Origin of the sequence: Streptomyces sp. NPDC001868 (assembly GCF_040297125.1) — a bacterium.
Taxonomy (GTDB): Bacteria; Actinomycetota; Actinomycetes; order Streptomycetales; family Streptomycetaceae; genus Streptomyces.
Genome location: NZ_JBEOYO010000121.1, coordinates 1 through 6,491, shown reverse-complemented (window position 1 = coordinate 6,491; position 6,491 = coordinate 1). Strand labels below are relative to the sequence as shown.

Here is a 6,491-nt window from a genome sequence, read left to right as displayed (position 1 = left end):
GTTCCCCGCGCCCCCAGGAGGGGCCTGCGGCCCTCCGAAGGCGAAAAGCATGGGGCGCAGCCCCCTGCTTTTCAAGGGCGCGGGGAACCGCGCGGCCCGCCCCCACCCACCCGCACCCGAACAACCCGCCCCCACTCCCCGCCCGCTGTCGAGTCCCGCCCGCGCACGAGATATCTTGATGTCGAGCAATGTTGCAGACGTGGAGCGGAGCACCCGGTGACTGACTCGACCATCATCTACACGCACACTGACGAGGCGCCCGCCCTGGCGACCCACTCGTTCCTGCCCGTGATCAAGGCGTACGCCTCGCAGGCCGGTGTCTCCGTCGAGACCCGTGACATCTCGCTGGCCGGACGCATCATCGCCGTCTTCCCGGAGTACCTGGAGGAGGGCCAGCGCATCGCGGACGCCCTCTCCGAGCTGGGCGAGCTGGCCAAGACCCCCGCGGCGAACATCATCAAGCTGCCGAACATCTCGGCGTCGATCCCCCAGCTGAAGGCCGCCGTCGCCGAGCTCCAGGGCCAGGGCTACGCGCTGCCGGACTACCCGGACGACCCGAAGACGGACGAGGAGCGCGAGATCCGCGCCCGCTACGACAAGATCAAGGGTTCCGCCGTGAACCCGGTCCTGCGTGAGGGCAACTCCGACCGCCGCGCCCCCGCCTCGGTGAAGAACTACGCCAAGAACCACCCGCACCGCATGGGCGCCTGGTCCGCCGACTCCAAGACGAACGTCGCGACCATGGGCGAGAACGACTTCCGCTCCACCGAGAAGTCCGCGGTGATCTCCGAGGCCGGCTCCCTGCGGATCGAGCTGGTCGGCGACGACGGCTCCACCACCGTGCTGCGCGAGTCCGTACCCGTCCTCGCCGGCGAGGTCGTCGACGCCTCCGTGATGCGCGTCGCCGCGCTGCGCGAGTTCCTGACCGCGCAGGTCGCCCGCGCCAAGGCCGAGGGCGTGCTGTTCTCCGTGCACCTGAAAGCCACGATGATGAAGGTCTCCGACCCGATCGTCTTCGGTCACGTGGTGCGCGCCTTCTTCCCGAAGACCTTCGCGAAGTACGGCGAGACGCTGGCCGCGGCCGGTCTGTCCCCGAACGACGGCCTGGGCGGCATCTACAAGGGCCTGGAGGCCCTGCCCGAGGGCGCCGAGATCAAGGCGTCCTTCGACGCCGAGCTCGCCGAGGGCCCGGCGCTGGCGATGGTCGACTCCGACAAGGGCATCACCAACCTGCACGTGCCGTCCGACGTCATCGTCGACGCCTCGATGCCGGCCATGATCCGCACCTCCGGCCACATGTGGGGCCCGGACGGCGCCGAGGCCGACACCCTCGCGGTGCTCCCGGACTCCTCGTACTCCGGTGTCTACCAGGTCGTCGTCGACGACTGCCGTGCCAACGGCGCCTACGACCCGTCGACGATGGGCTCGGTCCCGAACGTCGGCCTCATGGCGCAGAAGGCCGAGGAGTACGGCTCCCACGACAAGACCTTCGAGATCCCGACCACGGGTACGGTCCGGCTGGTGGACCAGAACGGCGATGTCGTCATCGAGCAGACGGTCTCCGCCGGTGACATCTTCCGCGCCTGCCAGACCAAGGACGCCCCGATCCGTGACTGGGTGAAGCTGGCCGTCACCCGCGCCCGCGCCACCGGCGACCCGGCCGTCTTCTGGCTGGACGAGACCCGCGCGCACGACGCCAACCTGATCGCCAAGGTCAACACCTACCTGGACGAGCACGACACCGAGGGCCTGGTCATCCGGATCCTCGCCCCGGTCGACGCCACCAAGCTGTCGGTGGAGCGCATCCGCCGCGGCGAGAACACCATCTCGGTGACCGGCAACGTGCTGCGTGACTACCTCACCGACCTGTTCCCGATCCTGGAGCTGGGCACCAGCGCCAAGATGCTGTCGGTCGTCCCGCTGATGGCGGGCGGCGGCCTCTTCGAGACGGGCGCCGGCGGCTCCGCCCCGAAGCACGTCCAGCAGCTGGTCAAGGAGGACTACCTGCGCTGGGACTCCCTCGGTGAGTTCTTCGCCCTGGTCCCGTCCCTGGAGCAGTACGCCGAGGCCACCGGCAACACCCGCGCCAAGGTCCTCGCCGACACCCTGGACCGCGCCACGGCGACCTTCCTCAACGAGGACAAGTCCCCCTCGCGTCGCGTCGGCGGCATCGACAACCGCGGCAGCCACTTCTTCCTGTCCCTGTACTGGGCCCAGGAGCTGGCCGCCCAGACCGACGACGCCGACCTGGCCAAGGCCTTCGCCCCGCTCGCGGAGACCCTCACGGCGAACGAGCAGACCATCGTCGACGAGCTGATCGCCGTCCAGGGCAAGCCCGCCGACATCGGCGGCTACTACCAGCCCGACCCGGCCAAGGCCGCCGCCGTCATGCGCCCGTCGGCCACGTGGAACGAGGCGCTGGCGAACTTCGCCTGACCCTCGCCCACACCGCATACAGGACCGCCCCGGCCGGGATCACTCCCGGCCGGGGCGGCGCGCGTTCGAACCGGGCCCGGGATCAGTCGGTGCCGAGAGCCGTGCGCAGGGTGCCGATCGCCTGCCCGATGGCGGCCTCGGCGGCCTGCGTCCCGCGCAGGGCGTTCAGCATGACGAAGTCATGGATGATCCCCTGATACCGCACGGCGGTGACCGGCACCCCGGCCTCGCGGAGCTTGTTCGCGTACGCCTCGCCCTCGTCGCGCAGGACGTCGGCCTCGGCGGTGATGACGAGGGCCGGGGGCAGCCCCTTCAACTGCGCGGCCGTGGCGCGCAGCGGTGAGGCGGTGATCTCGGCGCGCTCCTGCTCGCTGGTCGTGTACTGGTCCCAGAACCACCGCATCGCGTCGCGCCGCAGGAAGTAGCCCTCGGCGAACTGCCGGTAGGAGGGCGTGTCGAAGGCGGCGTCCGTCACCGGGTAGAACAGCACCTGCTGGACCAGCGGCACATCGCCCCGCTCCTTGGCCATCAGGGTCAGCGCGGCGGCCATGTTGCCGCCGACGGAGTCACCGGCCACGGCGACACGGGTGGCGTCCAGGTAGTGGCCGGCGCCCTCGCTGACGATCCAGCGGGCCACCGCGTAGTTCTGCTCGACGGCGACCGGATAGCGGGCCTCGGGCGAGAGGTCGTACTCGGGGAAGACGACCGCGGCCCGCGCGCCCACGGCCAGCTCGCGCACCAGCCGGTCGTGGGTGTGGGCGTTGCCGAAGACCCAGCCGGCGCCGTGGATGTAGAGGATCACCGGAAGCACGCCCTTGGCCCCCGCCGGGCGGACGATCCGCGCCCTGACCTCGCCGGTGGGCCCGTCCGGCACGGTCACCCACTCCTCCTCCACGGCCGGTTTCACGATGTCCCCGGACTGCACCTCGTCGACGGTCTTGCGGCCCTCCACCGGACCGAGGTCGAAGAGGTACGGCGGGTTCGCGGTCGCCTCCGCGAAGGCCGCGGCGGCGGGCTCCAGGACGGGACGCAGGCCGGTGGTGGTCTCGGACATGGCGATCTCCTCGGGTGGGGTGCCACGGGCAGGCTCGGCCGACGAGATTCGCCGGGCTGGCGGGACACCAGAACAGTAGCGCGCGACTAAGTCGTGCACAACTGAATAGCTCTCGCCACAACCGGGAGCCTGAAGGTAGGGTTGGAGATCGTCATGCGGAGCACAGGGCGGAGGAGCGACACCGTGAGCACAGTCGGCGACATCGTGGACACGGCCGGGACGCAGCCGGCGCGGGGGCACAGCCTGCTCCTGGACGACCAGCTCTGCTTCGCCCTCTACGCCGCCTCGCGCGCGGTCACGGCCCGCTACCGGCCGCTGCTCGACGAACTGGGGCTGACGTATCCGCAGTACCTGGTCATGCTCGTGCTCTGGGAGCAGGACTCCATCTCCGTACGCGACCTGGGCACGGCACTGCAGTTGGAGTCCAGCACCCTGTCCCCGCTCCTCAAGCGCCTGGAGGCCGGCGGCCTGCTGCGCCGCGAGCGCCGTACGGACGACGAGCGTTCCGTCTCCATCCGCCTCACCGAGTCCGGCGCCCGGCTCCAGGAGCGGGCCCGGACCGTCCCCGTGGACATCGGCGAGGCCATGGGGCTGACCCCCGAACAGCACACCATGGCCAAGCAGTTGCTACGGCTGCTCACCGTCAACGTCGGTCGGGACTGACCGGCCCCGCCCTAGTGCGCGGCGTCCAGCCTGACCCGCTGTTCCGCCGTCAACTCCAGTTCCACCGCGCCGAGGTTCTCCTCCAACTGCGCGAGCGAGGACACCCCGGCCAGCGGGACGATCGGGAACCGTCCGCCCAACTGCCAGGCGAGCACGACCTGGTTGACGCTCGCCCCGGTCTCCCGCGCCACCTCGCCCAGCACCTTCAGGCGGGCGGGGGTACCCGGGTGGTCGTAGTCCGCGGGCAGTTCGTCCGGCCGTACGTATCCGCCCTTGAGCAGCGGTGAGTAGGCGACCAGGGTGAGATCCGGCTCGGCCTCCAGATAGCTCAGCAGTTCGGCGGTGGCCGCGCCGAGGGTGCCGTCCGCCCAGAGGTCGCTCGGGACGTCGGTGCGCGGGCGGAGATGGCTGTGGTGGTACTGGAGCACCTCGTAGCCGGGCAGCCCGGCCGCGGCGGCGAGGGCGCGGGCCCGTTCCACCCGCCACACGGCGTGGTTGCTCACGCCGAGCAGCCCGACCGTGCCCTCCGCGACGAGTTCCGCGAACCCCTCGACGGTCTCCCGCGCCGGCACCGTACGGTCCTCGATGTGCGCGTAGAGCAGGTCGATCCGCTCCACCCCGAGCCGCTCCCGGCTGCGCTCCGCCGACTCCCGGATCACCTTCGCCGACAGCCCTTCCGCGTTGTCGACATAGCTGGTGCCGGGTGCGAGGGGGCGGGCGCCGAGCTTGGTGGCGATGACGATCTCGTCGCCGACGCCCCGGCTGCGCCGCCACCGGCCGAGCAGTTCCTCGCTCTGGCCGCCCTGTCCGCCGTCGATCCAGAAGGCGTAGTTGTCGGACGTGTCGATGAAGTTGCCGCCCGCCTCGACGTAGCGGTCGAGCACCGCGAAGGCCGTCCTCTCGTCCGTCCGCGAGCCGAACAGCATCGCGCCGAGCGCGAGCACACTCACCTCGCGACGGGTCGCCGGGTCACTGCCGATGGTGCGGTACTTCATACCGTTGCCTCCCGTTCCGCCCGGCTCTCGGGCCCGAACGGGAGTCTTCAACTTGAAGCGCACGCGAAGTCAAGGGCCTTCGCCGCCTCTTCCCGGCTCACTATTGTTCGACCGTGACCAAGGCCGAAACCGAGTCAGAGTCCCAGCCCCAGTCCGAAACCGAGTCAGAGTCCCAGTCCGAGACCGAGTCCGAACCCATGCCGCTTCCCCACCTGCGGCTTCCCGACATGCCGCTGCACGATCCGTTCGTCGTCGCCGACGACGAGACCCGCACCTACCACCTCTACACGTCCAACGACCCGGCCGTCTCGGGTGTGGACGGCACCGGCACGATGGTCTACCGCAGCACCGACCTGCGGGACTGGACGCGCCCCGTCGTGGTCTTCCGGACGGCCGAGCAGCCGGGGATCTGGGCGACCGAGGGGGCCTGGGCGCCCGAGGTGCACGCGTGGAACGGCAGGTACTACCTGTTCACCACGCTGCACGACCAGGACAGGCCGCTGAAGATACCGCCGGCCAACCAGTGGGGCACGCCCTTCCAGCTCCCGAACCACATGCGCGGCACGATCACGGCGGTCTCCGACTCCCTGCTGGGCCCCTTCAGCGTCGTGGACCCCACCCGCCCCACCCCGCCCGAGCACCTGATGACCCTCGACGGCACCCTCCACGTGGACCCGTCCGGGCAGCCCTGGATGGTGTACGCGCACGAATGGCTGCAGACGATCGACGGAACCATGGAGGCGATCCGGCTGGCCCCCGACCTGACCGGGACCGTCGGGGACCCGGTCTTCCTGTTCAAGGCGTCGGACGCGCCCTGGCTCACCGAGCAGATCCCCGGCGGAGTGCCCCACCAGCTCGCCCCGTACATCACCGACGGCCCCCAGCTGTACCGGACGCCGGACGACTCCCTGCTCATGCTGTGGTCGACGTACGAGAAGAACGCCGCCAGGGACGACGGCACCGTCAGCGGCGGCTATGTGCAGACCTACGCGGTCTCCAGGTCCGGCGACCTCACGGGGCCGTGGGAGCAACGGCGGCCCCTGGTCCGGGAGGACAGCGGCCACGGCATGCTGTTCCGCACCTTCGACGGCCGGCTGATGATGATCCTCCACCGCCCCTTCGAGAACGCCCGCGGCAAGCTCTACGAGATGCGCCTCGACGACCACGAGCTACGCGTACTGCGCCGCCGCGCCGACCTCGACGGCGGCGGCTGAGCCCCACCGGCGCCGCTCCGGCGAACCCGGCCGCCTAGGGCCTGTTGCGAAAGTGGCGTCGTCGCCCGAAGGGCGGCCGCGCGGCGTCCGGTGCGTGCTCTCGGCGTGCCGCCCGAAAGCCCTCGTACT

5 protein-coding genes are annotated in these 6,491 nt (G+C 70.6%); 3 read left to right on the top strand and 2 right to left on the bottom strand.

Annotated features, from left to right (window positions below):
• Window positions 1–216: 216 nt before the first annotated feature.
• The gene (locus ABT147_RS46895; protein WP_351418635.1) at window positions 217–2,436 is read left to right on the top strand and encodes an NADP-dependent isocitrate dehydrogenase; all 2,220 of its coding nucleotides are present in this window, start codon (window positions 217–219) and stop codon (window positions 2,434–2,436) included.
• An 82-nt stretch (window positions 2,437–2,518) separates the two neighbouring features.
• On the opposite strand, the gene ABT147_RS46890 is transcribed toward ABT147_RS46895, so the two are convergent.
• Window positions 2,519–3,490 carry an alpha/beta hydrolase gene (locus tag ABT147_RS46890; RefSeq protein ID WP_351418633.1) on the bottom strand — a complete coding sequence of 324 codons (972 nt, stop codon included), beginning with the start codon at window positions 3,488–3,490 and terminating at the stop codon, window positions 2,519–2,521.
• Window positions 3,491–3,733: 243 nt separating this feature from the next.
• On the opposite strand from ABT147_RS46890, the gene ABT147_RS46885 reads away from it, so the two are divergent.
• Complete coding sequence (locus ABT147_RS46885; RefSeq protein WP_351418639.1) at window positions 3,734–4,153, top strand: MarR family winged helix-turn-helix transcriptional regulator; 420 nt, start codon at window positions 3,734–3,736, stop codon at window positions 4,151–4,153.
• Window positions 4,154–4,164: 11 nt separating this feature from the next.
• On the opposite strand, the gene ABT147_RS46880 is transcribed toward ABT147_RS46885, so the two are convergent.
• Window positions 4,165–5,148, bottom strand: coding sequence for an aldo/keto reductase (locus tag ABT147_RS46880; RefSeq protein WP_351418631.1), 984 nt, complete (start codon window positions 5,146–5,148; stop codon window positions 4,165–4,167).
• A gap of 197 nt (window positions 5,149–5,345) precedes the next feature.
• On the opposite strand from ABT147_RS46880, the gene ABT147_RS46875 reads away from it, so the two are divergent.
• On the top strand, window positions 5,346–6,362 hold the full coding sequence (locus ABT147_RS46875) for a glycoside hydrolase family 43 protein (RefSeq protein ID WP_351418637.1): 1,017 nt from the start codon (window positions 5,346–5,348) through the stop codon (window positions 6,360–6,362).
• Window positions 6,363–6,491: the final 129 nt, after the last annotated feature.